This window comes from Oxynema aestuarii AP17, assembly GCF_012295525.1.
GTDB classification, from domain to species: Bacteria; Cyanobacteriota; Cyanobacteriia; order Cyanobacteriales; family Laspinemataceae; genus Oxynema; species Oxynema aestuarii.
The window spans coordinates 4,508,763-4,533,602 of record NZ_CP051167.1; the positions used below are offsets into that span (position 1 = coordinate 4,508,763).

The 24,840-nt window shown below is 51.5% G+C and carries 21 protein-coding genes, 1 tRNA gene and 1 other annotated feature; of the genes, 12 read left to right on the forward strand and 10 right to left on the reverse strand.

Annotated elements, in window-relative coordinates:
- Positions 1-311: 311 nt before the first annotated feature.
- Entirely contained in the window at positions 312-2,768 is a 2,457-nt protein-coding gene (locus tag HCG48_RS18215; RefSeq protein ID WP_168570418.1) for an inositol phosphate phosphatase SopB, read from the reverse strand.
- Between the two features lie 453 nt (positions 2,769-3,221).
- Here HCG48_RS18215 and HCG48_RS18220 point away from each other — a divergent pair, with 453 nt between their 5' ends.
- Complete coding sequence (locus tag HCG48_RS18220) at positions 3,222-3,626, forward strand: nuclease A inhibitor family protein (RefSeq protein ID WP_168570419.1); 405 nt, start codon at positions 3,222-3,224, stop codon at positions 3,624-3,626.
- A gap of 78 nt (positions 3,627-3,704) precedes the next feature.
- Here HCG48_RS18220 and HCG48_RS18225 read toward each other — a convergent pair whose 3' ends face one another.
- Positions 3,705-4,676, reverse strand: a complete 972-nt coding sequence (locus HCG48_RS18225) for a DNA/RNA non-specific endonuclease (protein WP_210437081.1) — start codon at positions 4,674-4,676, stop codon at positions 3,705-3,707.
- Between HCG48_RS18225 and HCG48_RS18230 the strand changes: the two genes are divergently transcribed.
- The gene (locus tag HCG48_RS18230; RefSeq protein WP_168570420.1) at positions 4,675-4,812 is read left to right on the forward strand and encodes a hypothetical protein; all 138 of its coding nucleotides are present in this window, start codon (positions 4,675-4,677) and stop codon (positions 4,810-4,812) included. The genes HCG48_RS18225 and HCG48_RS18230 overlap by 2 nt on opposite strands.
- A gap of 355 nt (positions 4,813-5,167) precedes the next feature.
- Here the strand turns inward: HCG48_RS18230 and psbA are convergent, their stop codons facing one another.
- A complete protein-coding gene (gene psbA / locus HCG48_RS18235) occupies positions 5,168-6,247 on the reverse strand; it encodes a photosystem II reaction center subunit D1 (RefSeq protein ID WP_168570421.1) in 1,080 nt (359 codons plus the stop codon).
- Between the two features lie 214 nt (positions 6,248-6,461).
- Entirely contained in the window at positions 6,462-8,120 is a 1,659-nt protein-coding gene (locus HCG48_RS18240; protein ID WP_168570422.1) for a hypothetical protein, read from the reverse strand.
- A 513-nt stretch (positions 8,121-8,633) separates the two neighbouring features.
- Here HCG48_RS18240 and HCG48_RS18245 point away from each other — a divergent pair.
- On the forward strand, positions 8,634-8,828 hold the full coding sequence (locus tag HCG48_RS18245; RefSeq protein WP_168570423.1) for a hypothetical protein: 195 nt from the start codon (positions 8,634-8,636) through the stop codon (positions 8,826-8,828).
- A 6-nt stretch (positions 8,829-8,834) separates the two neighbouring features.
- Here the strand turns inward: HCG48_RS18245 and HCG48_RS18250 are convergent, their stop codons facing one another.
- The 4 genes from HCG48_RS18250 to HCG48_RS18270 all read right to left on the reverse strand — a co-directional run bounded on the left by HCG48_RS18250 (position 8,835) and on the right by HCG48_RS18270 (position 15,258).
- Positions 8,835-10,268, reverse strand: a complete 1,434-nt coding sequence (locus HCG48_RS18250) for an S-layer homology domain-containing protein (protein ID WP_168570424.1) — start codon at positions 10,266-10,268, stop codon at positions 8,835-8,837.
- A 258-nt stretch (positions 10,269-10,526) separates the two neighbouring features.
- The gene (gene dnaK / locus HCG48_RS18255) at positions 10,527-12,461 is read right to left on the reverse strand and encodes a molecular chaperone DnaK (RefSeq protein ID WP_168570425.1); all 1,935 of its coding nucleotides are present in this window, start codon (positions 12,459-12,461) and stop codon (positions 10,527-10,529) included.
- Positions 12,462-12,756: 295 nt separating this feature from the next.
- Entirely contained in the window at positions 12,757-13,344 is a 588-nt protein-coding gene (locus HCG48_RS18260) for an Hsp20/alpha crystallin family protein (protein WP_168570426.1), read from the reverse strand.
- 723 nt (positions 13,345-14,067) lie between these two features.
- Positions 14,068-15,258: a homospermidine biosynthesis protein gene (locus tag HCG48_RS18270; protein ID WP_168570428.1), complete on the reverse strand. Its 1,191-nt coding sequence runs from the start codon at positions 15,256-15,258 to the stop codon at positions 14,068-14,070.
- Positions 15,259-16,108: 850 nt separating this feature from the next.
- On the opposite strand from HCG48_RS18270, the gene rplS reads away from it, so the two are divergent.
- The 9 genes from rplS (at position 16,109) to HCG48_RS18315 (ending at position 21,429) form a co-directional block, all read left to right on the forward strand.
- The gene (gene rplS, locus HCG48_RS18275; protein ID WP_168570429.1) at positions 16,109-16,471 is read left to right on the forward strand and encodes a 50S ribosomal protein L19; all 363 of its coding nucleotides are present in this window, start codon (positions 16,109-16,111) and stop codon (positions 16,469-16,471) included.
- Positions 16,472-16,578: 107 nt separating this feature from the next.
- A tRNA-Trp gene (locus HCG48_RS18280) sits at positions 16,579-16,651 on the forward strand.
- Between the two features lie 210 nt (positions 16,652-16,861).
- The gene (gene secE / locus HCG48_RS18285) at positions 16,862-17,086 is read left to right on the forward strand and encodes a preprotein translocase subunit SecE (protein ID WP_168570430.1); all 225 of its coding nucleotides are present in this window, start codon (positions 16,862-16,864) and stop codon (positions 17,084-17,086) included.
- Positions 17,083-17,721, forward strand: a complete 639-nt coding sequence (gene nusG, locus HCG48_RS18290; protein WP_168570431.1) for a transcription termination/antitermination protein NusG — start codon at positions 17,083-17,085, stop codon at positions 17,719-17,721. Before secE ends, nusG begins: the two co-directional genes overlap by 4 nt.
- 17 nt (positions 17,722-17,738) lie before the next feature.
- Positions 17,739-18,164 (forward strand): 50S ribosomal protein L11, encoded by a 426-nt coding sequence (rplK, locus tag HCG48_RS18295; RefSeq protein ID WP_168570432.1) that lies wholly within the window; start codon positions 17,739-17,741, stop codon positions 18,162-18,164.
- Between the two features lie 82 nt (positions 18,165-18,246).
- The gene (gene rplA / locus HCG48_RS18300) at positions 18,247-18,963 is read left to right on the forward strand and encodes a 50S ribosomal protein L1 (RefSeq protein ID WP_168570433.1); all 717 of its coding nucleotides are present in this window, start codon (positions 18,247-18,249) and stop codon (positions 18,961-18,963) included.
- 61 nt (positions 18,964-19,024) lie between these two features.
- Positions 19,025-19,191, forward strand: a sequence feature (ribosomal protein L10 leader region).
- A gap of 125 nt (positions 19,192-19,316) precedes the next feature.
- Complete coding sequence (rplJ, locus tag HCG48_RS18305) at positions 19,317-19,859, forward strand: 50S ribosomal protein L10 (RefSeq protein WP_168570434.1); 543 nt, start codon at positions 19,317-19,319, stop codon at positions 19,857-19,859.
- Positions 19,860-19,932: 73 nt separating this feature from the next.
- Positions 19,933-20,325, forward strand: a complete 393-nt coding sequence (gene rplL, locus HCG48_RS18310) for a 50S ribosomal protein L7/L12 (protein ID WP_168570435.1) — start codon at positions 19,933-19,935, stop codon at positions 20,323-20,325.
- Between the two features lie 99 nt (positions 20,326-20,424).
- Positions 20,425-21,429, forward strand: a complete 1,005-nt coding sequence (locus tag HCG48_RS18315) for a WD40 repeat domain-containing protein (RefSeq protein WP_246259621.1) — start codon at positions 20,425-20,427, stop codon at positions 21,427-21,429.
- Between the two features lie 171 nt (positions 21,430-21,600).
- Here HCG48_RS18315 and HCG48_RS18320 read toward each other — a convergent pair whose 3' ends face one another.
- Both HCG48_RS18320 and HCG48_RS18325 read right to left on the reverse strand, forming a co-directional pair.
- Positions 21,601-22,968, reverse strand: coding sequence for a D-alanyl-D-alanine carboxypeptidase (locus HCG48_RS18320; RefSeq protein ID WP_168570437.1), 1,368 nt, complete (start codon positions 22,966-22,968; stop codon positions 21,601-21,603).
- Between the two features lie 37 nt (positions 22,969-23,005).
- Positions 23,006-24,739: a serine/threonine-protein kinase gene (locus HCG48_RS18325; protein ID WP_168570438.1), complete on the reverse strand. Its 1,734-nt coding sequence runs from the start codon at positions 24,737-24,739 to the stop codon at positions 23,006-23,008.
- Positions 24,740-24,840 lie beyond the last annotated feature (101 nt).

The following is a 24,840-nucleotide window of genomic DNA, read 5'->3' on the forward strand; positions in this document are numbered from 1 at the left end:
ATATAGCTGCGGTAAATACTTGTCTCATCCCCATCGTAGGGCTTAGCCCTTCCCGTAGGGTGGGGATGAGACCAGCTCGGGGAGTCCATGGATCCCGACGCTGATGCTTCGCATACAGCGCGGGACTTATAGCTCCCCAAACCCCTGAAAAGTTAAGCGCTTGCGGGCCAGCCTGGCCGTTAACTTCAGATCGAATAAGTTCTATAATTTTTTCGATTTTATAGATCGTTTCAGCGCAACTTTTGACATACTCCCCCATTTAGAAAACGAGGGATTCTCCGGTCAAACAGCAACCACAGGCACCACCCGTTTTACTTCGCCTCCCAGTTCGGCGGGTACATTTGTTTGACATCAGTATAGTCTGCCGCTAATCCTCGGGCTTGATTCAAAACATCTTCTCCTAAACGTTTTGCCAGGTTTGGTGTTTTGACTTTATATCCTGCAAAACCAGTATTGTATTTTTGAACCTCTAAATTGCCACTTTCAAAAACCATCGTTTTTAATGCTTTTTTATCCTCTTTGCTTAATGAATCTGTATAGTGAGGGACAAGTTGCCGATCGCCTTTTTTGGCTCGATCTTCCATTTGATAGGCTAAGAATTTAGTCTCAACATCCGCCATGCCCGTCCGATCTTTTCCACTTTTACAGTTATAATGAACCATGGAACCGATTAAAAAAGCTAGATTCGAGATTAGGGCTGGCATCTCGTAATCTACATCACCCCCTCCTAACTTTCCTCTTTTCTGAATCCGTTGCCAGAGTTGCTCTATTTTTTTAATGTCTTTTTCGATTTTGGTGAATTGTTGAGAGGATGTTTTTATTAAGTCGGAACATATTTGTGGATCTTCATTTATATTTCCCTTTTGAATCAATGACAATTTAGTTTGAGCGCCACTGATATACCGCATTAAATTTTTCTGTTCAAATTCCATATCCCGGACTGCTTCTTTTTTGGCCTCCTTTAATCGATCTAAGCTCTCAGAGTTGAGTTTACGCCATTGCGTATATTTTCCAAATTTTGCATTTTGATTGACTCCATAGTTAAAAGCGATAATATTAAACTCCACACTGATAGGATGTAAACAGTGGTTTACATTTATTTTTCTTCTATTATTTCTGAATTCATTGTTAGCATCTTTTAAAGCTTGAATATGCCTATCTAGTTTCCCTGCCTCATCCGCTCCTTTATCTGTAGCTACGGGAGTTAGCAAGGCTGTCGTTACTAATGGAATGCTGACCTTGTAGTTAGCATTTTTCAATTCGTCATTTGTTTTTTTGCTGAGGTATTTAATAGCGATCGCGGTTAAAAGTTGTGCTGCTTTTTCCTTATTTGCTTCCCGCCGTTTCTTCGGATCTTTAATACCGTAGTCCTCTAAAACGCCACTTCGGAACGCTGAAAAAAGCGCTTCATCACTATTCTCTGCTTTGAATTCGGTATACCATGCATTCGTTGTTCGATTACGTTCGGGTTCCGTATCTTTCTCAGGGTTTTCTGTTAACCGGGGAGACATACTGGATAATCCCGTGCTTCCATAAGATTCAAAATGCTGGGAATCGAATTCTTGATTGAGAGGTGTAAAACTACTGGTATAGGTCTCGCCACCAATTTGCATCGACTTAGAGATTGTTTTCCATTCAACCTCTTTATTTAAATTCTGAATATAGAGATCTTTGAGTTGAGTTCTAATCTCTCCCCAGGTTATTTCTGATTGTGAATTTAATGCTTTTAAAGCATTAAAAATGCAAAGTGACAGCCAATCCGGAAGCTCTTTGTCTAAATATTCTTTTAAAGCTCCTTTTCCTTGTTTGAGTTCTTCAAATATATCGGGTTTATTTGTTTCTATTTTATTTTTTATTTCCTCTTGTTTTGAGTTAAATTTTATTCTTATTTGATTAATTTCTTCTCCATTTAAAAAATTCCATGCAAGCTGCTCGGCTACATTAAACCACCGGCTTGCTCCTTCCAATAAAGCATCAGAAGTTAGCGTATTTGGTGATGGATTTCCAGGAGCCTGATTTTGCCGAGCTGCATTCGTGTTGTTGATAGCATTGTTATTCGACCGCGATGCAGTCTGCGGACGATTCGTAATGGTTTTTTGTGTTCTTGTCGGAGTGAAACCAGATCGAGGTCTTGTTGTCCTTGGAATAGCTCTATTTTGGGAGCCTGTTGCAGTTGTTGATGAGCTTCCCGGAATCGGTGGAAGAGGTCGATTGGGAGGACCGCCTCGTGAGGTTGTTGCCGTTGTTGATGAGCTTCCCGGAATCGGTGGAAGAGGTCGATTGGGAGGACCGCCTCGTGAGCCTGTTGCGGTTGTTGATGAGCGGGTAGAAAGATCTCCCGTTTCCTTCTCTCCTGACTTATCCTCGTTCTCATTTACACGCTGGACAAGCGTTTCTCCTTCGCCATCGATCTTACGCGGTACGCTCGAACTAGCATCGGCTTCTTGCTCGTATTTGTGGTTGGGTCGAATTGCCAATTTGGGTTCGACAGAGGTCGGAGGGGTTATGAGGGGAGCTTCCGACTTCGGTTGTAACAAAGGGGACGAATTCCATGAAGGAGATGGCGGTGGTGAAGTATGGGGATCGAAGATAGAAATATCGGCAAAGTTGTAACTGGCGGTTTTTTGACCTTCCGGTTGTGGCTGTAACTGTGGCGTCTCACTCGGTTGGGGGGGCGCCGCGAACGGACGCATCTGAAGTGGTGATGCGATTGGGGTCGCTGAAAACTTCTTCGACGTTGGCTTGCGGTCAAATTGACGATTACCCATCGTTTGACTTCCTCAACGTAGTTTTTTCAGGGTAGGCGATCGCCAATTGTTTGGTGATTAGACAAAAGTCTAGATCGCGTTTAGGGAGTAAAGGAAGGCAGAAAGAAAGAATACCTCGATCGCCTGGAAGTAACCTCTCAGGGAAATGGGGCTGAAGGCTTAGTAGTATCGAGTCCCTTTTCAAGGACTATAAATTGGTGCTTTTCGACTGATTGTGTTCTCGTCTGCGTTCGGTCTGTGTCCTCGGTACCTTGCCGATCTTACTGACTCTGGTCTGGATGTTTAATGGGTAAGCAGAGCGTCTCAACTGGCATGATTGAGGGGGTTTGAGCTTTCTGCAACTGAGATTGCACGAGTTTGAGTGTTGCTTTTATCTTGAGTTAAATTTTTCTCAGTTATAGTCATTTTCATCGACAATGACTATAATTCAATCGATCGCCCCCCAATTTAATCATGAGTGACCTTTCTTTGAACGAAATCGTAGACCAACTGCGGGAGTTAACCCGAGATTTGTACTGGTTCAGCGAATCAGATTATGCTTGGGAAGTCAGGATTTTGCCTGAAGCAACGATCGCCCCGGAAACGGTGAGGCAACAATCGCAAAAACCTGCAAATGCCGAGATCGAAACTGTCGAGTTCGATCCCTTCTTCCAACGTGCCGTAGAGGAAAAAGATTGGTATGGCGATCGCGAACGCGAAACCGTCGGACGTTACCGCCAATTGGTACAATTTCTGCAAGAAAATTTACACGATCTCATCGTTTATCGGGTCGGCGCGATCGAGGTCGAAATCTTCGTCTTCGGCAAAACAAAAACCGGGGAAGTTGTCGGCTTAAATACGATTTCTGTTGAAACTTAAGGGGATTTTAGATTTTAGATTTTAGACGGGCAGCCTATGCTCGGGAGGCGGGCAAGATCCCCGCCCCCCAAAGAAAACTCACAAGCGATCGACCCCCGCTTCGATCGCGTCCTGGGTGGATTTGGGTACGTTCGAGAGAAAGTCAAATCCGGTGAGTTTTTCCAAAGCATCGATCGAAACTCGATACTGTCGCCAGTCGCGATTGGCAACACTTTCGTCATTGGGGATGCGGACGGCGATCGCCCGCGTGGTCGGTTTAATGCCGCTCAAACCCGTACCGGGGCGATCGAGAACGACGATAATTTTCCAAGTATATCTCGGAACGGTCACTTTGCCCTCGGCGATCGTTTTGACCCGCCCTTGCGGTCCGGCAATGATATACAGTTCTTTTCCTTGTCTGACCAAACGGCGGGCGTATTCTTCCAACTCGCGCCAAATTTCCCGGTTATTCGCCGGGGACTGGGGCATCATGTTGGTCATGACAAAGGTGCTGCTGTTGTCACTTTTAGACCGGGTGCGATCGGCTGAAGGGACGATGTGGCCGCGATCGTAGCCCGTTCGGGTATAATCGGTAGGTTTGACTTGATAAAAGCCGTCGGGTAAGGTGTCGTCCGGTCTGAAGTCATCTTGGCGATCGACATTGCCTAACCAGGAGGAATTTAACTGCCAACTTGCCCAGTTGGCCGTCCCTTTGCTGCGGTTGTAGGATAATGTATACTGGCTTTTCTCGATCAGATAATTGTCTGCATTGCCGGGATTGCTGGTGGCGCGGCTGGGATTGCCTAACACTAAGGCGCCACCGGAGGAACCGCCCGTGCGATCGCTGACGTAACATAGGGGGCGATCGCCCCCTCCTCGGGAATAGGCCGATCGCCCGCCACACTCGGCCCCACTACTGGTTAAATCGTAAGGACATTCACAGGTTCCGGTTTTGGGCGATCGCAACGGCGTATCCGGCGCCAATGCGGGACACCCTGCCAAGGTAAAGCCCAGAAAAGCAGCAAACAGTCCTTTGAAAACGGGGATCGGCGAGTGATAGGTCAGTTTCATGAACAATTCAGGTGATGTGGGCGACGGCTGGCAGGATTGCGGGCGCGTGCTACCCGTCCAGCTCTACCAAATTTTAGGAACGATCGAGAAGTTATACAATATTCAAGCAAAATTTCAGGTTAAAATTTCAGGTTAAAATTTCAGGTTAAAATCGCGATCGCCGATCCCATGAATTCAGATTTACCCGCCTTTCTCGCCGGAATTGCCTTCTTAATTGTCTATCTCGTTTTTTCTGCAAAAACCGAAATGGGGACTAAATGGCCTTGGAAAAAATAGATGGCAATGGCAATGACAGAATAACTTGACATTAACCGTTGGCAAATCGAGTCAGATATGCTAGACTCCGCCTCAAGAGAAAGCAAAAGTCCTACTCCAAGCAGTGGCGATCGCGACCGAGCGAGACACGGGAAAAACCCGACCTCTAGCGGGCCATGCTAGAAATCGGGTTAAGCTCTGATATAGAGGAGAGTTTGACGGTTTACGCGATCGTTTTATCCTTCAATCGTGGGGGCGATCGTCGCTACCGGAGTAGCTTCAGCCGAGGCCAAATCTAACGGGAAGTTGTGGGCGTTGCGCTCGTGAATCACCTCAATCCCCAAGTTTGCTCGGTTTAAAATATCCGCCCAAGTATTAATCGCACGACCTTGAGAATCCACAATTGACTGGTTGAAGTTAAACCCGTTGAGGTTAAACGCCATCGTCGAAATACCCAGGGACGTAAACCAGATCCCAATCACGGGCCAAGCTGCGAGGAAGAAGTGCAAGCTGCGACTGTTGTTGAACGAGGCATATTGGAAGATTAACCGACCGAAGTAACCGTGAGCGGCAACAATATTGTAGGTTTCTTCTTCCTGACCGAATTTATAGCCTTCATTCGCGGACTGGTTTTCCGTGGTTTCGCGAACCAAGCTCGACGTTACCAGAGAACCGTGCATCGCGGCAAACAAGGCACCGCCGAAGACGCCAATTACACCGAGTTGATGGAAGGGGTGCATCAAAATATTATGTTCGGCTTGGAAAACGATCATGAAGTTGAAGGTTCCACTGACGCCGAGCATCAAACCATCGGAGAAACTGCCTTGACCGATGGGATAAATCAGCAACACCGCCGTCGCCGCCGCTACGGGAGCGGAGAACGCTACGGGAATCCAAGGACGCATTCCCAGGCGGTAACTCAATTCCCACTCACGACCGAGGTAAGCGTAAATACCAATTAAAAAGTGCAGGACGATGAGTTGGTACGGACCGCCGTTGTAAAGCCATTCGTCCAAGGTGGCGGCTTCCCACAAGGGATAAATATGGAGACCGATGGCGGCAGAAGTCGGAACGATGGTCGCGGTCATGATGTTGTTGCCGTAGAGCAACGAACCGGAGACGGGTTCGCGAATTCCGTCGAGGTCTACCGGAGGAGCCGCAATAAAAGCGAGAACGAAGACAATCGTCGCGGTCAAGATGGTCGGAATCATCAAGACACCGAACCAACCAATATACAGGCGATTTTCGGTGCTGGTTACCCAGTCGCAAAACCGGGACCAGAGGCTTTGTGTCGGTTGAGCAAAAGTGGTTGTCATTGGAACGATACTACTCCTAACAACGTGACGGTTGGGGTCAATGCGTTCGGCAGTGACGTCGCAACCGACGTATCTATTGATAACTTTAAAGTTATAAAGTTGTCAAGTAGTTTTATAGATTTTTGTCGGACGATCGCCTTCACTCCTTGTATTCAAAGGGTTTTGAGCTATAGCGAGCCACCCTCTCGGCGGTGGGAGGGCGATCGAAACCGTTTCACGAGAGACGTCCGGAAATACCGAGACGCTGACGATTAGTGTTGCCCGGAATGGCTCCATCTCCACCCGGATTGACGGGAGTACCGGGAGGATCGGGGTCGGGGTCGGGGTCGGGATTGGGGTCTGGTTCTGGGTCTGGGTCTGGGTCTGGGTCTGGGTCGGGTTCCCCGCAGGTCGCAGAAGTTCCTAGATTAGACACTTTGCAGATCGCATAAGCCCAGGCTTGTTGCGCCCGTTGGAAGTGTTCGCCCAACCATTCCCCTTTCGCTTCCGGGTCGTTTTCCGCTACTGCTTCTACACCATCTTTATAGTGGTCGCGATCGAGAATTTCCTCAGCTTCGTCCCGGGTCGGTTCGTCGAGGCGTTCGAGGGTCGTTTGCGCTTTATCCGCTTTTGCTTTCGCATCTTGATAGCGTTCGATCGCCTCCTGGGTGTCGATGCGGCGGCGTTGGGCGACCTGGGCAACATTTTTCGTTGCAGCGATGGTTCCGTCGAACCCTTGGGAAAAACGAGCCTCTCCCGTTGTTGGAGTACCCACAAAGGTCCAACCGCGATCGCGCACTTCAATAGTACCCTCGGGACTGACCAAGCGAACCGCACTGAAATAATAAATGTTCATCTCCGGTTCCCCCGCCACGGGAATCGCCCCAATCTCGTCGTCATAATCCGTTTCAAGACGGTAACCATCGCCGTAATCAATCGCCGCGATCCGATCGCGATCGTCGCGAACCACCGTCGCCGGACGAGGAACTAACGCCTCCATCCGGGTTCGACGATATCCCGAAGGAAAATAACGCACGAAATAGCCATCGGGATGCAACGACCATCGCCCCTCCGGAATCTCGCGACTTCCTTCCCCTCGGGAAACCGCCCCAGTTAAAACCGCAATATTTTCTAACTCCTCATAGGTCGCATTCGCTTCACTGAGGCGCTCTCGGATTTCAGCTTTCGCATCGAGGATTTGCCGAACTTGAGAGGGCAAGTTCGCAAACAGTTCCCGCCGCACCTCATCGGGAATCAGCCCCAACGCACCGCCATTAATTTCCGCAATTTCCTCATCGCTTAGCAGTTGTCGCGCCACAGATTGGATCTCCTCATCCATATCGCTCACCCGCGTTTGCGCGATAATCCCCCACAGCAACACCTGAATTTGTCGCTGGGGAATCTCGGGATAGTTTGCAGATTCCCGTAAAATCTTAGTGATAATCCCGGCGCGCGGTCCTTCCAGTGGCGCGTAGGCGTAACCGTCACCGCCGCCGGGAGCGTGGGTTCCAGCGCGCAGACAGTAACTTTGCAAAATCGCTTCGTACAATCCCGGTGGAGCGATATACCCTCCCCGGGCGCCCCGTTCGAGACTCGCGAGGGATTGAGGTTCGCCGAAGTTTTCCCCGTCGAGGAGTGGGGTTTCCCGCCGAACGTCTTCCAAACTCGTAGTCAGGGGTGGATCTTCTTCCAGGAGGTCGGAGAGTTCGGGGAGCGGAAGGGAATCCGGAAGATCTGGGGTGACATCGGGCAAACCAAACTGAGCTAAGTGAGTCGGTTTGGGAGTGGGTGGGGAAGCACTGACGTGGCGATCGCCGATCGCCGCGATCGCACTCAATCCCCCAGCGACTACTGTTAATCCCACGACGCTCAGGGTTTGTCGCAAAAAGCGCATAAAAAATGTTCTCCGCTTGCATCTTCAGTGAGGCGCGTCTAAATCTCTTTTTCCAGACGATCGCCCGTTCGATTGAGGAGGTTTTCGCTGTACAACTATTTTTAGGATAACGCAGGCAATTTCATCTCCGAGAAAATAACGAGATCGAGTAATTGATTCTGGTTTTTCTCTCAGCACGCTGTTTCTCAGATCGAAACCCGGTCTGCAACGGTAAAATTTGCGTTTCTGAAACATGCCCGAACCCAACTGTTCTCTGTTGATTACGCTACACCTCGATCGAGGGAGAAACCGTAGATTGTGGAAATTTTTGCAAATTCCCGACCGAATCCCAAATCGTTGAAAACCTTAAAATCACCAAAATTGAACTTGGTTTTAAAAATTCTTTGACGGCTCAATATAAACTTTTGAATCTCGTATAAAATTTGACTGAATTTAAAACCAACTTTGCCAAAATTTAAGGGTCATCGAAGTTCAACCCGGTGTTAACTGTCCAACCTAATGAGGAGTGAGCTTATGCGGGGACAAATGACATGGAAATCCGAAGGAGGAATCGACAAAGTTTTATATTTACGCGCCCAACCCCACGATCCTTGGAAATGTTATAAAGAATTTCCCCAATATTATAAGCCCGATCTCGGCGGAAGATCGCCGGGGTACGAAACTTTCTTGACTTTACTGCGCCAAGGGTGGCAGATGGTGCATACTTAAAGGATTTTAATCTTTTAAGTATCCCGTTTGTTGTAAAAACTGCTCGACTTGATCGAAGAATTGAGCGCGATCGCCCGACGGATAAAAGGCTTCTACTTTTTCCCAGCCCTGGGTTGAAGTTCCTAATAAATATTGTTCGGCTAAATAGCTGGCTAAAATACCCTGAAGTTGCGGATCGTCTACATTTAATTCAGTCGCTAACTGCCATAAGCGGCGGGCATCTTCGGCGATCGCCTCTGGAAATTGGGACGTGACTAAAACCGCACCATCCGAGCGATATTCAAAGATTTGAAGGGGATAGTTGATTAACTCTAAATTCGGGAAAAATTCGGCGATCGCCCGATCGCGCGTCTGGAATTCCACCACCCCATCCCCATTCAAATCTTCTCGTTGATAACCGACAGTCCCCCAATATTGTTGGATAGGGGCGTAACGTTCCCGAATCGGTTCGTAACGATAAATAATCGAATAATAACAACAGCGAGCATCTTCCGTAGTCAAATCGAGGATAATTTCATCTTCTCCATCCCCGTTTAAATCGGCGATCGCGATGTTTAATAACTTGCTCGTTGCGGTAATCACAGGTAACGGTTGTTCTTGTAACAGCTCTCCCGCCCGAGTTAAGGCGATCCGAAAATTACTGGCCAATCCTTGCGGACGTTTCTGATAAGATAAATCCACTTTAACGGCGCCGATTTCCATCATTTCCGTTCTCGTTTCAAACTGGGGCGACTTAGCAATATATTCCGAAGGAATAGGGGAAGCAATATCGTCCCGTTGGGCGATCGCCTGACAGAAAAAGCCCGCCACTTCGCCGCGCGTCGCCGCTTCGTTAGGACGCAAGAAGCGAACGACCGCATCGCTGACCACGATATTATTTTCCGTCGCCGAAGCGATCGCGTCGCGGGCGTATTCCGGAATGGCTTGAGCATCGGCAAACGCCGCATTTAAAATCGTCGTCGTGTCCCCTTGTTTTTCTAATTGCAAGCCACTGGTCAAAGCAATTAAAACTTGCAAGCGAGTGATATTGTCGTAGGCTTTAAAAACCCGTCCCGGAAAGCCAGAAAGAAACCCTTTACGGTAGGCATCTCGGATTGCAGGATAGGCCCAATCTTTATCGGAGAGATCGACAAAGAAAATCTCCTCGCGCGAGAAAGGGCGATCGGGAAATGCTTGACTTAGAATAGCGGCAAACTCACCTCGATTCATCGGCGATCGCGGTTTAAACTCGCCATCCCAATAACCGCTTACAATTTGACGGTCGGCCAATTGGGAAATACATTCGCGCGCCCAATGATTTTCGAGATCGCTAAACTGAACTTGCGCCATCGCCGGACGATCGATCGCGATCGCCGATCCCCCCGAAACTAGAATAATAGATAACGCCTTGACCAGGCGATCGCTCAGCCGCCGCCAACCCTTGCCCCCTCGTTTATCCACCGTCACCCTCCTCAAGCAATTAACCCCGAAATACTGGCGATCGATCCAATTCCAGAACCCACCAATCGTATCATACGAGAGAGTCAGGAGTAGGGAGGAGGGAATCGGGAGTGGGAATCAGAACTTCCTCTATTTAAAATCAAAAATCTAAAATCAAATAATCCCTAAAAATTGCCAAAAACAAACCCGCCAGAGCGGGTTTGAAATCGGTAGAGACAGATTTTAGCCTGCCCCTACCCGCTAAATTATGCGATCGAACTACTTCGTTTCCGAGAATTCAGCATCGATGACATCATCATCGGAGCCACCACCGGAAGACGCATCGCCACCGGGAGCGCCACCACCGGGAGCGCCACCACCGGGAGCGCCACCGCCAGGAGCCGCACCGTCACCCCCCGCTTGTTGGTAGATATTGCTACCAATCGTATACAGGGTTTGTTGCAAGTCCGTCGTCAGGCTCTTGATGCGATCGAAATCTTCTTGATTGACCGCTTCGCGCAAGTCTTTGATGAGTCCTTCGACCTTCGTTTTCTCGTCCGCAGGCACCTTGTCGCCGAGTTCGCTCATTTGCTTCTCAGCTTGATAGGACAAGGAATCCGCTTGGTTCTTGAGGTCGATTTTCTCGCGACGCTCCTTATCCGCAGCCGCATTGCTTTCGGCTTCCTTGACCATGCGATCGACTTCGTCCGACGGCAGGGTAGAAGCACCAGTAATACTGATCGACTGTTCTTTTCCGGTTCCCTTATCCTTCGCCGTCACGTTGAGAATCCCGTTCGCGTCGATATCGAAAGTCACCTCAATCTGAGGGACGCCACGGGGAGCCGGAGGAATGCCATCGAGGCGGAAAGTTCCGAGACTCTTATTGTCCGCCGACATTTCCCGTTCCCCTTGGAGGACGTGAATTTCCACATTCGTTTGACCGTCCACCGCCGTCGAGAACACCTCGGATTTTTTCGTCGGAATCGTGGTGTTGCGCGGGATAATTTTGGTCATGACGCCGCCGAGGGTTTCCACACCCAGGGACAGAGGCGTAACGTCGAGCAGCAGGATGTCCTTGACTTCCCCGGCGAGAACCCCGGCTTGAATCGCCGCACCAATCGCCACCACTTCGTCCGGGTTGACCGTTTGGTTCGGTTCTTTCAAGATCCGCTTGACGAGTTCTTTAACGGCAGGAATCCGGGTAGAACCCCCGACCATCACCACTTCATCGATCGCCGCCTTATCCAATTTGGCATCGCGTAGGGCATTTTCAACCGGAATCCGGCAACGGTCGATCAAATCGGCGGTCAGTTCTTCAAACTTGGCGCGAGTCAACGTCAGGTCTAAGTGCTTCGGACCGTCTTGAGTCGCGGTGATAAACGGCAAGTTAATTTCCGCTTGGCTGACGCTCGACAGTTCGATTTTGGCTTTTTCTGCCGCTTCAGTCAGTCGTTGCAGCGCTTGTTTATCTTTACGCAGGTCGATCCCTTCGGCGCTCTTAAATTCGGCAGCGAGCCAGTCTACAATTTTTTTGTCGAAGTCGTCACCGCCGAGGTGCGTATCCCCAGAGGTCGCCAACACTTCAAACACGCCGTCGCCCACTTCGAGGATGGACACGTCGAAGGTCCCACCGCCAAGGTCGAAGACGAGAATCGTTTCGTTGCTCTTCTTGTCAAGACCGTAGGCGAGAGAAGCGGCGGTCGGTTCGTTGATAATCCGCAGCACTTCGACCCCGGCAATTTTACCCGCGTCTTTGGTGGCTTGACGTTGGGAGTCGTTGAAATAGGCGGGAACGGTGATCACGGCTTGAGTGACTTTCTCGCCGAGATAGGTGCTCGCGTCGTCGATGAGCTTGCGTAGCACTTGGGCGGAAATTTCTTCCGGCGCGAATTGTTTTTCTCGGGCCGGGCAGTCTAGTCTGACGTTGTTGTTGGCGTTGAGGACTTTGTAGGAAACCTCGGTCGTTTCGTGGGTGACTTCGTCGTGGCGGCGTCCGATGAAGCGCTTGACGGAGTAAAACGTGTTTTCTGGGTTCATCACCGCCTGACGCTTGGCGATCTGACCGACGAGTTGGTCGCCATTTTTGGTGTAGGCGACGACGGACGGGGTCGTGCGAGCGCCTTCGGCGTTGGCGATGACGGTGGGTTTACCCCCTTCCATCACGGCGACGCAAGAGTTTGTCGTTCCTAAGTCGATTCCAACTACTTTACCCATAGGGATATTCTGGCTCCAATAACTACAAGAAATTCAATGATGTTTGCTGGTGCGGTCCGCGTGGGTGTTGCGGCGATTAACAAAAGTCAGCAGGGTGTCTGAACTTCAATCTGAACTTCAATATTTTTTAAGCCTACCGATCTATATGTTGAGCGCGGTTGGCGTTGCGATGAAGGTGTGTTTACCGAACCTCGATCGGGACGGTTCCCCTTCCTGACGGGTTTTGAGGTTGACGGGGGACTAGAGAAGGGAACATGACGATCGCTTCGGTCTCGTTGCTATTTGTTGGGCGGGTTTAATTCGACCACCAATCCCCGAGCATGTCCTCGTTTAGTGCAATTTTGGGGAGGGTGTCGGTTGGGCTGTCGTCGGCGATCGGGGTCGAGATTTCGGGCGCTTTACGAGGGCGCGCGGCGTCGAGTCGGACTTTAAAGGGGGTTGGAGTCGAGCTGCCGCGTTTGGGTACGGTTAAGGTGAGAATACCGTCTTGCAAATGGGCTTCGATCCGATCGCCTTCAATGGCTGTACCGAAAACGACGACCCGATGAAATTCGCCGGAGTTGAATTCGCTCCAAGTTCTCACCCCTCGCGCCGCAGCGCGGACAGGGGATTTTCCGGCCAGTAAAACGGCGTGGCGGCTCGCTTGTACGTTTAAGTTGGCGGCTGGAATCCCCGGTAATTCGGCTCGCAAAATGAAGTGATTTTCTCGTTCTCGCACTTCGATCGGCGGTTGCCAGGTGCCGGGTTTTTCGGGGAGGTTGACGAGGGGATCGGCGGCGATCGCTCGGGGGTCTCGACGGGATGAGGGAGTGGCGATCGCTTCTAATTGGCGCCGCAATTGATTGAGTTCGGACAGAGAAGTTAATTGAATTTGAGTATTCATTGAGATTCAACCTCCCAAAGTAAAAAAGGCACGCGATCGCCGCTTAGAGATAAACTCTCGAAGAGCAAGTCATCTTGACTTCGTGCGATTAGCTTACGTTCTACGATAAAACCCCTGGCAGTTGGCGACATTGGGGCAAACCGTAATCGTGCTGTTGTATTTGCCGTCGCGTCGGCGCGATCGCCCCTGCAACGGTTTTCCCTGCTCTCCACCATTGAAAATCCCTCCTTTTTCTGGCTCGAAAAGGAGGGATTGTTTCGCGATCGCACCCAAATCTTAAATAGTCGAATACTTTTGGAATCCTTTTGGGGCTAATTTCTAGAAGAATTTTCGGACTGATTTCCCTCGGTCGAATCGACCTGAGTTTCCGTTAGGGAGTTACGAGTTTTAGGATGAGCTCGAAATTTGAAAAAGCCAAAAAAACCAAAAAACCCAAACAAGCCTACATTTCCAGTGACTAAACCTAACAACCCGAGAAAACCCAACCATCCGAGATATCCGAGTTTTTCGGTTTGTTGGGGTTGCATCGCGATCGGCTCCGTAACTTTCACCTTGCTGAATCGATCGCGATTCTAACCCTTCGCCCTTGGGGCGCACTTCGCCCAATCGATTCCCCCGATTGGAGGAGATCGCCCGGACACCTCCGAAAAAGTGGAGTTTCAGCCACTCGAACTCGGGAGGGGTCGGGGCGATCGACAGGCGGACGGGAGCAAGTTAGACCCACTAACCGTGACCGTTACGGATGGGAGTTCCACACGGATAAGTCGCCACGGGCGCGGATCTGTGTTCGGCGGGGGATTGAGCTCGTTCTTGGGGTTTTTGAGCTTTGGCGAGTTGATAGTCGAGTTGCAATTTGGTCAGCATTTGCGATCGCCGATCGTATAGTCGTTTGAGCGGACGCGGTTCGCACTGGGCGATCGCGTAAGCGGTGAGAATGGGCAGGGCGATCGTCGTATCGGTATAACAGACAATGGTATTGGGGAGTTCTTCCGGATCGACTTTCCCCCAACTGACCGCCTCACTCGGGGTCGCGCCGGAGAGTCCTCCGGTATCGGGACGGGCGTCGGTAATTTGGATAAAATAGTCGTGTCCGCGCTCTTCCAAGCCCAAAACTTCGTGAATTTGCGGTTGAGTTTGCAGCAAGAAGTTTTTGGGAGAACCGCCGCCGAGGATGACCGCCGCACTTTTGCCGGAAATCGGGGTTCCGGTATCTCTCGCACCGTAGGCGATCGCGGCAGTTTCGTTGACGTCGATCGCCGGATCGAGGACGAGTTCGGAGCCCTCCAGGGCCAAGGCCGCCACGTTCATCCCGATCGAACTATCCCCCGGGGAGGAAGTATAAATCGGGACGCCGCACTCGTAAGCGGTCGCCAGCAAGCAGGAATGTTCGGCCCCGCGCTGTTTTTCGATTTCGCGGATATATTTGCCGAGGAGGTAGTGAAATTCGGCAGTTCCCATGCGTTTTTGGAACGGTTCGGCGCGCAAAATGGTTCGCACGAACGCATCGGTTTCGAGGAGGACGTCGTAATCGAAGATGATGTCGTAGATGCGGATGTTGCCTTGTTCGCGCAGTTCGGCGTCATCGACAAACGGACTGCCTTTGTAGAGGTTTAAGCCGAGTCCGTAGTGGAGGTCGTGGTAGAGGTTGGCGCCCGTACTGATGATGTAGTCGATGAAGCCGTGGCGGATTAACGGGGCGATCGCCGATATGCCAAATCCGGCGGGGGTCAAGGCGCCGGAGAGGGTCAAACCGACGGTAACCCCTTCTTGGAGGACTTCGCGACTGAGCAAGTGGCAGATTTCGCGCAACCGTGCGGAGTTATAAGCGCTGAAATGGTTGTCGATCAGATCGACGACGCTGAGATCGGCGGATACGGGGGTCGGGGTAATTTGATGGTTGTGAAATTTAGACATGGTTTGATTCTTGAATCTTCTGAGGACAGCAACAGCAAGCCCAATGAGGCCACATTAGGATTCATCCTCAACCGCCGTCACTGTAAAATATCCGGCGGTTGAGTCGGGGAGCGATCGCCTGTCGCGTCGCCGTCGTCACTGTCCTAGGAGATCTGCATCGATCCACGTCTCGGGAGTTTGGTCCTAGGGAGAATCCTCGGTACGTAGTGACGGGCCGTACTGACGCTATATAAGGGGCGATCGCCACGACTCGTCGATCGTCAAATTAGCTGAGCGCGATCGACAGTCGTTGACTTCGTTAAAAATTGATCGCCTTCAGTCGATCGACCGAGTTTGCAACCAGAGCTTTTCCGGTGGCGTGTTCCGGAGGTTGGCTCGAAACGGGGCTTGCAAACTACTCGTTACAGGTCGATCGGATCGTACTGGGCGCCTCGCAACGGTCGGTCCACGAAAGCGCCGGGTCGCAATGTCGTTTCCGCTTCAACTGCATATCCAGATACCACAAGGAGCGCCAGGGATATCCGGTCAGAGCAAGGAGTTTCAACGTTTGTTATGCAACCTCTCTATGTAAAGGTCATTCTCGTCCGAGGCACCGCCCGGGCGATCGCGTCGAGCGCGTTTGAGCATCGTTACCGGGAAGCAATGGGTATTTTTTCGCGCCTCTCTATCAATTTAACATTGATTCTTAACATTGATGCAGGTCCATGCACGGGAGCGGGCGATCGTCATCCCCGGCGCCCTTTTTTGTCGTCGTTCCCGCGATCGCTTCCGGCCAGAGTCGTGCAGAAATTGCTGGACTGAACGAAGCAAGACCCGTTATAATGGAAGTTCGTGACTTTGGCAGATGGTTATGCACGCTCAAGAAATTATTCAATCGATCGAAAAAGAGCAGCTCAAATCCGACCTTCCGCAGATCTACGTCGGCGACACCGTCAGAGTCGGGGTGAGAATTCGCGAAGGTGGGAAAGAACGGACCCAACCTTACGAAGGCACCGTCATCGCCATGCGTAACGGGGGCATCAACGAAACGATCACCGTCCGGCGTATTTTCCAAGGCATCGGTGTCGAACGGGTCTTTTTGCTGCACTCGCCTCGGATCAACTACATCAAAGTAATCCGTCGCGGTAAAGCCCGCCGAGCCAAGTTGTACTACTTGCGCCAACGAGTCGGCAAGAAAACCCGTCTCAAACAGCGCTTCGATCGCCCCCTCTAACTTGCAAGCCTTGCCAAAAATTTCCGTGGCCTGTTGACGCGAGCGCGAGTTACATCTTAAAATAACTTTGGGTGAGTCGCGAAATCAAAATTGCTGATTCAGCCCGTGCGCTCTTAGTTCAGTTGGTAGAACGCAGGTCTCCAAAACCTGATGTCGGGGGTTCAAGTCCTCCAGGGCGCGCTGAACCATCGCCCAAGAACATCTACCCGGAAGTGAATCGGCTGTCGGTGAAGCGACAGAGTTAACCGCTTTCGGGTAGAATTGCGATCTGGGTGGTTCCGACGAGGGTTGCCAAGAGCAATAATAGGTTTGGCGAGGCTGGGGAGTTAGATCGCCCTGAAGTCTGCCCGAGGACTGCCGTGTAAAGCGCGTTTTGGGAAACAGGAAATCGTGGCTAAAAAAGATGAAGCCCAGATGCAAGCGAGTGCAGACGGGTTCAACCCAGTCAAATTTCTAGAGGAAACCAAAGAAGAACTGACCAAAGTAGTTTGGCCTTCGCGACAACAAGTCGTCAGCGAATCTGCCGCCGTCATTCTCATGGTGATTCTCTCCGCAAGCTTAATCTACTTTCTAGATCGATTTTTTGGTTGGGCAGCTACACAGGTATTCGGATGACTTTTGCCTCGGACGATTCGCACAACACACCTCAACGGTCAGACATGGAGGAAGAAACGACCAAAGCGTCCGTCACTCCTCGTTGGTACGCCGTTCAGGTGGCTTCAGGCTGCGAAAAGCGGGTGAAAGCCAACCTAGAGCAGCGCATCCAAACTCTGGACGTGGCCGATCGCATTTTTCAGATCGAGATCCCTCAGAGTGCTGCCGTCAAAATTCGTAAAGATGGCAGCCGCCAGCAAACCGACGAAAAAATCTTTCCCGGTTACGTCCTCGTGCAAATGGCGATGGACGATGAAAGCTGGCAGGTTGTCAAAAACACCCCTCATGTGATTAACTTTGTCGGAGCCGAACAAAAGCGTCGGTACGGACGAGGGCGCGGACACGTCAAACCCGTACCGCTCAGTCACTCCGAAGTAGAAAGAATCTTCAGACAACGGGAAGAAGCCGAACCCGTCGTCAAAACTCACTTGGCGCCCGGAGAAAAAATCGAAGTGGTTTCCGGACCGTTCAAAGAATTTGACGGCGAAGTGATCGAAGTCAGTCCCGAGCGCAGCAAGCTCAAAGCACTGCTTTCGATCTTCGGACGGGATACCCCCGTCGAGCTGGAGTTCAATCAAGTTCGCAAATTAAGTTGAAGCAGCAAACACAGTAAATGGCAAAAAAAGTTGTTGCGGTGATCAAGTTGGCCATCGATGCGGGTAAGGCCAACCCAGCACCCCCAATCGGCCCGGCTCTGGGTCAGCACGGCGTGAACATCATGATGTTCTGCAAAGAATATAACGCCCGGACTGCAGACCAAGCGGGCTTGGTGGTGCCTGTCGAAATTTCGGTTTACGAAGACCGCAGTTTTACCTTCGTTCTCAAAACTCCACCCGCGTCGGTCTTGATTCGCAAAGCCGCCGGAATTCCCAAAGGGGCTGCCGAACCGAACCGACAAACCGTCGGCACGATTACGCGCGACCAACTGCGCGAAATCGCCCAGACGAAAATGCCCGACCTCAATGCCAACGACATCGAGGCGGCGATGAAGATCGTCGAAGGAACCGCCCGCAATATGGGTGTGGCAGTTTCCGACTAAGACAACCATCCGGCAAAATTTACGATCGATCCATTAAATGGGGGAGAGATCTAACCTCGCTAACGACCCCAGGAGAGTAGAAATGACCAAAAAACTATCGCGTCGCGTTGAAGAACTGAGAAAGAAGGTCGAGGATCGACCTTACGAGCCGCTCGAAGCGCTCAATCTTTTAAAAGAAACCGCTACAGCTAAATTTCCCGAATCGGCGGAAGCCCATATCAAACTCGGGATCGATCCGAAGTATACGGACCAACAACTGCGGACTACCGTCGTGCTGCCTAAAGGGACGGGTCAGACCGTTCGCGTAGCCGTGATTGCGCGAGGGGAGAAAGTGACGGAAGCGACCAACGCCGGAGCCGATTTGGTGGGTTCGGAAGAGTTGATCGACGAAATCCAAAAAGGTCAAATGGATTTCGACAAACTGATTGCCACCCCCGACATGATGCCGCAAGTGGCGAAACTCGGGCGACTGCTCGGACCGCGCGGTTTGATGCCCTCGCCGAAAGGGGGAACGGTAACTTTCGATCTCGAACAGGCGATCGCCGAGTTCAAATCTGGTAAACTAGAATTTCGTGCCGATCGCACCGGGATCGTCCACGTCATGTTTGGTAAGGTCTCCTTCAGTGCGGAAGACTTGCTGGTTAACCTCAAAGCCTTGCAGGAATGTATCGACCGCAACCGTCCGTCCGGTGCCAAAGGCCGTTACTGGAACAGCATTTATGTTTCGGCGACGATGGGGCCGGGGATTCAAGTCGATATTAGCTTGCTGCGCGACTTGAAGACTCACGAAGCTGCCTAAACCCAAAAATTTTGAGTTTTGTACGTTTTCTTTGGAGGTCGAAACTCACGATCCGATCCCACAACTGAAAACGAGTAAGCCACAGACAGCAGGTGCCCGATGGCTTAATTCCCTGCCGAGGTCAACTCTTCCTGAAGCGATTCCAGTCTAGTCACCGCCGTGACCGAACGGAAGAGCGTAGGAGGCAAACCCCGGCTCTGAACCAGTCGGGGTTTTAGGTTTTTCCGAGGGGGGAGTGATGTGGCTGCCATAACCGGCGATCGTTGTGGGATCTTCATTGCTTGGCACCTTCCCAAGCTCGAAAGACAGTCCCTCGCAAGGACATTTCCCTGTAGTAAAGGAGGTGAAAACGGGTGGGAAGAACGCTAGAAAACAAAAAAGAGATTGTTAGCAATCTCAAAGAAGCCCTCGATGAGTCTCAGATGACCGTTGTCATCGACTACAAAGGGGTCTCCGTCGCGGAGATTACGGATTTACGCAATCGGCTGCGTCAAAGCGGCGCCTCGTGCGTGGTGACCAAAAACACGTTCATGCGTCGCGCCATTGCCGAATACGAGCAGTGGCAGCCAATGGAGGAATTTCTCAAAGACTCCTCCGCCTTCCTGCTGCTCAAAGACGATCTCAGCAGTGGCATCAAAGCCTATCGGGACTTCCAAAAAGCGACGAAGAAAACCGTGCTTCGCGGTGGCGTCCTCGAAGGCAAAGTGCTTAATGAAGAGGAAGTCAAGGCGATCGGCGATCTGCCGTCGAAAGAAGAACTCATCGCCCAAATTGCCGGAGCGATCAATTCTCTGGCGACCAAGGTGGCCGTCGGCGTCAAGGAAGTTCCTGCTTCCATTGCGCGCGGTATTCAAGCTTATGCCGACAAAGACAACGATTCCGGCGAAGCGGCCTAAATCGCTCTGTTTGGCATTTGAAAGTCCGTTTGTTTAACCATTCAGTCCACACCATTGTCTAAGGAGTCAATCCATGTCTGCTGCTACTGACGAAATTTTGGAAAAGTTGAAAACTTTGTCCCTGCTCGAAGCTTCCGAGCTGGTCAAGCAAATTGAAGAAACCTTCGGCGTGAGCGCTGCTGCTCCGGCGGGTGGCATGATGATGATGGCCCCCGGCGCTGCTGCGGGTGCGGCGGAAGAAGCCGAAGAAAAAACCGAATTCGACTTGGTTCTCGAAGAAGTTCCCGCCGACAAGAAGATTGCGGTTCTCAAAGTCGTGCGCGCGCTGACGGGTTTGGGTTTGAAAGAAGCCAAAGATATGGTCGAATCCGCGCCGAAGCCGATCAAAGAGGCGATCGCCAAAGAAGCCGCCGAAGATGGCAAGAAGCAGCTTGAAGAAGCAGGCGCCAAAGCCAGCATCAAGTAGGCTGTGTAGCCAACTGATTCGGAGTTGAACAAAAATAGCGACGCATTCCTCCACCTTGCGTCGCTATTTTTATTCAACAACTCTATGGAGGAAGTTCCGATGTCTGGAAAATCTAGCGGCATTCCCCCGATTATCTATCTCCTGCTGGTCGTCCTACTCGGTGGAAGCGGGTGGTGGGTGGTTCGCCAGTCTGACTTTGAACCGATCGCCGTGCTGTCCTGGCTAGCAGGCGACCCGCTGTTCCAAGCCGACCAAACCCTCACCGGACATGACGATATCGTCCAATCCGTCAGCATCAGCCCCGACGGCAACACCCTCGTCAGTGGCAGTGACGATAACACCATCAAAATCTGGGACTTGGCGACGGGTGAACTGCGGCAAACCCTCGGACATGACGATATTGTCCTGTCCGTCAGCATCAGCCCCGACGGCAGCACCCTCGTCGGTAGCAGTGCTAGTACCATCAAAATCTGGGACTTGGCGACGGGTCAACTGCGGCAAACCCTCGACAGTGGTGGCACTTTCGTCAGTATCAGCCCCGACGGCAGCACCCTCGTCAGTGATGGTTTTGATGGCATCAAAATCTGGAACTTGGCGACGGGTCAACTGCGGCAAACCCTCACCGGACATGACGGGGGGGTCGAATCCGTCAGCATCAGCCCCGACGGCAGCACCCTCGTCAGTGGTGGTTTTGATAGCACCCTCAAAATCTGGGACTTGGCGACGGGTCAACTGCGGCAAACCCTCACCGGACATGACTTTTGGATCGAGTCCACCAGCATTAGCCCCGACGGCAGTACCCTCGTCAGCAGCAGCGGGGATAACACCATCAAGATCTGGGACTTGGCGACGGGTGAACTGCGGCAAACCCTCACCGGACAGGACAGGAGTGTCCACGCCGTCAGCATCAGCCCCGACGGCAGCACCTTGGTCAGTATCAATGGGCCAAATATCAAAATCTGGGACTTGGCGACGGGTCGATTGCGGCAAACCCTTACCGGACACGAGCATTGGGTCAGCTCCATCAGCATCAGCCCCGACGGCAACACCCTCGTCAGTGGCAGTGCCGATCGCACCATCAAAATCTGGCGCGTCACACCTTGAGGAGTTTTGAATCGGGACAGCCGCTCCACTCCATCAGCAGCCGGGTTGCTTGGAGAAACACGGCTTCTAAAGCGTTTCTCAGTCAAGTAGGGATAGTAACAGCAATGAGTAAACCACCCTTTTATGTCGTCCAAAGAAACCTAATTACATGCCTCTTCAATGGCTTTGTCTTTATTTGACGATTTGCGATCGCGAACGTTTTGTTTGTCGGGAGGGGCTTGGTTGTAACTTACTCGGTAAAGTCGAGACTGCTCCCCATTGGGTGACAAAACGGTTGAGAAGTTGCTCTTGACTTTGGCGGAACCCCTCGAAATTGTAGCCGCCATTCATAATCGCAAACCAGAGATCTCCTTGTTGTTCGGTGGGTAAAACTCCGGCAATCGTGCTGACATCGTTGAGACTGCCGGATTTGACGACGGCGAGGGGTGGAAGGGGGCGATCTTCGAGGATTCCGGTATCGCGACCCGCGATCGCCACAACATCGGAAAGCGTGAGATTGTAGGGTTCCAATTCGCGCGAAATTGCTAAAAATAAACCCGTTGCGGCTCTGGGAGAAATGCGATTTTCTGCTCCCAAACCCGACCCGTTAATGAGTTGAATTTCTGTAGGAGGAACGCCCACGGTTTCGGCGGCTTTGCGGGCGACGACATCGGCCCCGCCGACCGCTTCGGCGAACATATCCGCCATTAAATTATTACTGTAAAGGTTCATTTTTTTGAGCAATTCTGCCACCGGGAACGAGTAGTGACGCACTAAGATTTCCCGGTTTTGCGGTGCCGCGTTCAGGGGGAGAACATCTCCTGAAATCGCCACTTCCGGACGGGGCGTTTCTGGGGGGAGGGTCGCATATTGATTTTCAACTTCTGCGGACCATAGCTGACGATTTAACCCCTGTTTGAGGAAATTTCCGGAAGTTATGGGGTCGGTTTCAAAATTCATGTAAAAGGGGCCGACGATCGCCAAATTTCCGGCAACGCGATCGATCCCCAGTTGTTTTAAAGTATTGCCCAAGGCGATCGCCTCTTCCCAAACAAAAAAGGGATCTTGTCCGCCTTCGATGACTAAATCTCCCTGCAATACCCCATTTTCAATCGGTCCGGTGGCACTAATTACGGTTTCAAATTGGCGATCGGGGCCGAAGCTTTGTAAGGCGACTAAAGAAGTGGCAATTTTAGTCACTGAAGCGGCGGGTAGGGGGACAGTTCCCTGATGGTTGGCTAACAGTTTGCCATCGACTTGTAGCCAAATCCCTTGATTAGTTTTGGGGAAGCCTTGGGCTTCGAGGCGATCGAGATACTGCTCGATTTGAGCTTGAATTTTAGGGTCGGGATTGTCGGGAGCAACTAGTAAGGGTTTAGGTTCGGAAGGATTGACCGATGCGGCGGAAACTTGAGCTTTCGGACTCTCGGAATCGGCTTGAGTAGGGGGTGTTTCGATGGTCGAATTGTTAGCAGTTGGATCGTTACCAGTACATCCGTTGAGGACGATCGCCACGGACAGAGAACAGAGGCTGAGAGCGAGGGTAAAACGACTAAACACGATGGTTTTTGAGCTAAATAATTGCACGAAACTAGGGTTAGTTCAGATTCGAGTCGTCAATTAACCATTTTTGGTTGTTTTCATCCCAAATTAATTGGAAGTTTCTAACTTCTGAAGTTTGGCCGCCGTCAGGAGTAGCATAGTTTAATTCGACATCTACATTCGCCCGATCGCCCTGCTGTTCGGTCCGCACGACGCGATCGATATCGACGCGATCGACCCCTTCCCAAAAACCGTTATAAGATTGGGGATCTTGACCGTGATATTCGGTTTGGAATTCGGGAGAAAGTTGATTCCAACTATCTTGGTAGTTGCGATCGTTGAGGGTGGAATAATAGTTTTCGATCGCCTCTTCTGGAGAAGGACGGGGGTTATTTTCGGTCGGTTCGGACCCAGGACGGGAATGATTTTCTCCGTCGATCGGATCGGTTGGAGTCAATGAGAGCTCCGAGGTTTCCGAAGGGGCGGCGTGTTCCACCTCTTGCGGGGTCGGAGCGATCGCACTGGCTTCCGGAATCGCGACCTCAAGGGCTTGCTGCTGCAGGGGATCGTCGCTGTCTGGGTTGGAGTAGACCTCGGGTGCTGTTGCATCCGGCGCCGGGGCTGCTTCCTCGGGGGCGATCGCCCGCACGGGTTGGGGTTCCGGTTCGCGACGGTATTGCGGTGGGTTGCGAATCGCAGTTTTTGGCTCTAATGTCTCTACATTCGTCTTTACAGGGCTTTTCGCCTCGGGAGTTGCAGCCGACTCTTGTGAGGTCGCTTTAGGTTGCGATCGCTCCGGTTTGCTGCCGATTCCGCTCGCTCCCACCCCGATGCCCAAGGCAATCGCCACGGCGATCGCCCCGCCGATTAACAAGGGTTTGTAATCCTGTTTGTGGGCGGGTGTGGTGGTCGATGGTGGGGCTGAAACGGCGATCGTGGCTTGGGTGGGGCCTGGATTCGCCGAACGAGTTTCTAAAGCATCGAGCATGGCGCGGGCGGTGGGAAAGCGATCGCGCGGGTAGGACTGAATGGCTCGGTTTAAAACTGCCGCTAAATAGCGAGAGATGGAGTATTGCTCCGAATGCCAGATAATTTCCTGAGTTTGCGGGTCTATTTCTAACTCTGGTGCTGTTTTTCCGGTTAATAAGTAAATTCCAGTCAAGCCCAAACTATATAAATCGCTGGCAAACACCGGGCGCCCCGCCGCTTGTTCCGCAGGCATAAAGCCGGGAGTTCCGACGACGATCGAGGTGGCGCCACTGCCCGACTGCTGCACCGCCGTGGTCGCGACAATTTCTTTAACGGCGCCGAAGTCGATTAATACGGGTTTGCAGTCTTTATGACGGATAATAACGTTTTGTGGCTTGAGATCGCGGTGAATAATCCGTTTGCTGTGGATAAAGTCGAGAACGCGCAGCAAATCGGCGAGAAGCTGACAGACCTCCGATTCGGCAAGGGGTCCGGACACGGCGACGCGATCGCTCAAGGTGACCCCTTCGATCCACTCTTGAACGAGATAAAATTGCTCATTTTCCTGGAAATAAGCATATAAACGGGGAATTTGCCGATGTTCTTCGCCTAATTCTTCCAAAATTGCCGCTTCGCGACGGAAGCGATCGCGAACGAGCATCGCCACTTGCGGATCGCTGGTTGCACTTTTGAGTTGTTTGATCGCACAATACCGACCGGAAGGCATTTGCGTGTCTTCTGCTAAAACAGTTTCTCCAAACCCACCACAACCGAGGGTTTTGATAATGCGATAGCGATTGTTAAGCAAGGTTTGATTCATCTTCGTGGGTGATTTTGCGAAGGGAGTCGGAAGGGCAAGTTAAAATAGGGGTTTAGGGGTTTTCTAGAGTCAACAGTTTCGGTGCGTGGGTTCGAGTGGAA